3 protein-coding genes are annotated in these 4,090 nt (G+C 58.1%); all 3 read right to left on the bottom strand.

All coding sequences use genetic code 11. The features are described from left to right. Positions 1-162 precede the first annotated feature (162 nt). Positions 163-2,229, bottom strand: coding sequence for a carbamoyltransferase family protein (locus tag NKJ32_RS35120; protein ID WP_352830524.1), 2,067 nt, complete (start codon positions 2,227-2,229; stop codon positions 163-165). Between the two features lie 924 nt (positions 2,230-3,153). Continuing rightward, positions 3,154-3,576 (bottom strand): type II toxin-antitoxin system VapC family toxin, encoded by a 423-nt coding sequence (locus NKJ32_RS35115; protein WP_352830521.1) that lies wholly within the window; start codon positions 3,574-3,576, stop codon positions 3,154-3,156. Beyond that, positions 3,573-3,839 (bottom strand): type II toxin-antitoxin system prevent-host-death family antitoxin, encoded by a 267-nt coding sequence (locus tag NKJ32_RS35110; protein WP_023679089.1) that lies wholly within the window; start codon positions 3,837-3,839, stop codon positions 3,573-3,575. The genes NKJ32_RS35115 and NKJ32_RS35110 overlap by 4 nt, the downstream gene beginning before the upstream one ends. Between the last annotated feature and the right edge of the window lie 251 nt (positions 3,840-4,090).

Here is a 4,090-nt window from a genome sequence, read left to right as displayed (position 1 = left end):
AAAAAGGCCCCCGCGGCGGGGGTTTTTTTGGGGGGGCGGGGGTGGACAAACTTTATGGGCCTTACCAACCGTTTTTTTTCGGCCCCCGCCTGCCCCGGGTTGTGGGGGCGGGCGGCGTCGATGAACACCTTTATTCGCCGAGCTTGGATAGCGGCATCGCTATCACGCTGAGAGCCTGTTATGCTGGTCCAGCGTTTGATCGCAGTCTTGATCCATGCGAGCAGCTTGTGAGGGATGCAACCGAACGAGGCGCTGCTCCCACAGTCGTCGCAGGCCCTCCATCACAGCGTCACGCTTAGCCTGATCCGGCGCAATTTTATTGAGGAGATCTCCCAACATGGCTTCGCCCTCAATCCGCATCAGCAGATTAAACAAGTCGTGCGAAATTCGCACACTGTCACTGCTGAAGTGGGTCGTGCTGATCTCGCAGTGAGTCTCCCGACGATCTGGCGCTTTGTAAGCGCGGGTTTGATGGAGGGACACATAGGGCGGCAACGAAACCGCAAGCGCAGTCCAATCCTGCAGCGTTGCAGCCCGCTTCTTTACCAGGAAGGGCCCGACGACAAGTCCATCCAGCTCTGTCGTCAGAAAGGTGGCAATTGCGTCCGCAACCGAATCCACGATCGGTTCGGCATTGTTGTTAAAGGACGTATTGAGCAGAATTGGAGTGCCTGTGCGCTTCTTGAACGCATTGATGACCTCCCAGTACGCGGGATTGGCGTTGCGCGATACTGTTTGCAGGCGAGCGGTACCGTCGACGTGCGTGATGGCACCGAGCAAGGCGCGCTTTGAGTCACGCACGCGAACGACGAAATTCATGAATGGAAATTCGTGCCTACCGTCCGGGAGGTCGAAAAATTCGCTCGCATCCTCCTCCAGCACAGATGGCGCGAAGGGCCGATAGCCTTCGCGCTTCTTGACCATCGCATTGATCCGGTCCTTGTTTGCGGCGGGCCGAGGGTCGGCAAGAATGCTGCGGTTGCCCAGCGCACGTGGCCCAAACTCCGAACGACCCTGCACCCAGCCGATCACGGCGCCGTTGGCGATCCAGTCGGCTGCACTGCTTGCCACGTCATCAGAGCGTTCAACCTCGAGATGTCCGGCCCATGCATTCAGTTCCTGTTGCACGGCGCGCTCGCTCCCGAGATCAGGACCCCAATAGACCTCCTGCAGTCGCTCACACGGCGCGGGGCGGCCCATCTCGTTAGAGACTATCAGCGCAGCTCCCAATGCGCAGCCAGCGTCGTGAGACGCGGGTTGCACGAAGATGTCTTCGAAAAGCCCTGAATACAGCAGCTTACCGTTCATCGTGCAGTTGTGGGCCACCCCCCCCGCCAGGCACAACCGCTTCATGCCCGTGGCCTCACGGTGATGCCGGAGAATGTGGAACACGATCCGCTCAAGCGCTTCCTGCAGTGACGCACTCACATTTCGATGCTGCTGGGTGAAGGGCATTCCCTTTCGCCTGACCTCGATATTGCGGAGCAACGCCGGACCGATGCGGTCGAGGTGAACACGGTAGCCACCGCCGTTGGCGGAGAGCTCGTAGAACTGCTCGAAGAGCTCGCGATAGGGAGCGGGGTCGCCGTAGGGCGCGAGTCCCATTACCTTATACTCGTCGAACAAGCCGTAGCCGAGATAGCGGATCGTCTCGAGATAAAACAGCCCAAGAGAATTGTTCTCGGGGAAAGCCTCGAGTTGCGTAATTTCTGTGCCAGACCCTACCGCCACGAGGCCCGATAGGAAATCACCAGAGCCATCAATCGCTAGAATGAGACTTTGTTCGAAGCCCGACATTGCAAAGGCGCTCACGGCGTGCGCCTGATGATGACTTACGAATGAAATACGCGAACTGTCCAACTTAGTGCCGAACTCACGCGTTAACAGATCCTGCACCAACGTTTTAGCACTCAACGGAATGGAGAGAATGTCCGGGTGGGATGCGGACATACTTTCAAGCATGGCGTTGGCATAGGGCTCGCTGGCGTAGAGCGCGACACGATCAATGTCGTTGAGCTGAACCCCCGCCGCTGACAGACAGTATTGAATCGAACGAATTGGGAGCTTGTTGGAGTGTTTCATCCGATTGAGGCGTTCCTCTTCGACGGCTGCTATCACCCGTCCGTCTCGGACGAGCACCGCGGCGCCATCGTGCATAAAGGCGTTCCGAAGCTCGAATCGGTTTTCATGGACTTGGTCAAGTCCGCCGCTAATTCCTAGACACAGCATTTCTTTCTCCACATAGTGACGGACAAGCCAAATTGGCCTGCCTCAGACCGTTTCCAACTAAATAGGCCGCGTTGTCGCTTGCAGCTGCAACCGCCTGTCAGGCATACCCGGCATCAAAGAACGCCTCATAAGGGTCCGCCTGAATCAACATGAGATGCTTCGATCGTGGCGCCTGCCGTTCCATGACGCCGAGAGCTTGGCTGGATCACCGCGCCGTGAACTGGCCCGATTTCATTCCCCGAAAGACCGTCGCACAGCGAGTGACACGTGCTGCACTGTCCACCTGCTTCCCGGTCGCACATCCGATAACGCCTTCGGCTGTGCAGGAGGCCGCATCGCGTCATGCGTCGGCCAAACATGGCACCGACTGGAAGCACGGCAATACCGCGTAGATGTAAAGTGCGCTGATGTTGTATGGTAGCGCTGCCGGCCGGGTCTCCAATCCGCTGCCCAGACGAGCCGACCGGATCTGCCTGCGGCAATAAGCCCGCCCACAAGCAGAATCGCGCTGGGCAGCGGGCTCGCCTGCAAGACTTCGCAGCTCAGGAACATTGGGGACGACTAGCGTCGAACCGCCGACATGGTCGGCCAGTTGCAACTCACTTCTCGGCACGACCTCCACTGCACGTCAGGGCGCATGGAAGATTTTCTCCTTGGATGGGTGATCGGTGCGGACGTGCTTTTGTCCATGCAAGATTTCCGAAGAGTTATGAAATCGTTTGTTTCGATCAAAGTCATCCACGCTATGAATAGCTGACGGACATGCGCTTCAAAGGGCTTCAGGCTTCCTGGATGGCTACTCCGATTTGAAGCGCGTGGCATTCCATGCGCTCTGTCACAACATTTCAGCAAAGGGTATGAGAGCAAACCCACACTTCTTTTTCGAAATTCGCTTCGAGCATTCGGGATGAGGTGCTGGGCGATTCACGCAGTCCACGGATCGAAGAGCTCTATTCCGAAGCCTTCGAAATCCTTCATATTACGCGTTGCCAGAGTGAGCTCCTGGGCAATCGCTGTGGCTGCGATCAATCCGTCCATTGACGTCAGCCCGCGGCCGCGGCGCTTCGCAAGACCCATCAGATCGCCCCAGGCCAGAGCAACCGGCTCGTCGACGGGGAGGACTCTCTGCTCGAAACGCTGAGGCAGGTCTCGGGCAAGCCATTCGGCCAGCGCCTCACGCTTCCGACCCTCGCCCATGAGAGCAACGCCGCGCCGGATTTCCGCGATCGACACCACGCTGATGAACGAGCGATCCTCGTCGAGCTTGTCCAGCCATTCCAGAACGCGTGCGTCCGGCGCCGACCTTGTCACCTCGGACAGGACATTCGTGTCCAGCAGTAGCCTCACAGCGGCAGATCACGCGGTTCATCGCGTTGACGCTCAAGGTCGAGTTCCGCGCCGCGTAGCGGCGACTCCAGCAGAAACTCCGCAAGCGTACCCTTGCGCACCGTCTTGCGTTGCCATTCCTCGGCGGAGACGACAACGACGCTTGGCCTACCGTTGCGCGTGATCGTTTGCGGCGCCGCCTGCGCACGCTCGATGACTTCCGACAGCCGCGCCTTGGCCCGAGCGACGGTCCAGTTGGCATCCTCTTTTGGAGCAGACTGCATTCTGGCCTCCGTGACCATTGTGACTACGGTGACTATATAAAAATGCATAGTGACCGCAACAGGGGAGGGGGACTTTTTTCTAGAGCCCGGACGCCTTGGTGAGATGTTGTCGCAAAAGTTGAGTTCTGCGACGGTGCAAAAGTCAGTTGCAAAATCGTCGCGACAAAGGCTCGGCAGCTCCCCGAAGTAGCCATTTCAGATTGCTTGCAGGTGCGGATAAAGTCCTTTATGCATCGGCACATGATCAAGTC

It is taken from the genome of Mesorhizobium sp. M0159 (assembly GCF_040322295.1).
Classification (GTDB): domain Bacteria; phylum Pseudomonadota; class Alphaproteobacteria; order Rhizobiales; family Rhizobiaceae; genus Mesorhizobium.
The sequence above is the reverse complement of the archived record's forward strand: the minus strand, read 5'-3'. Positions and strand labels throughout refer to the sequence as shown.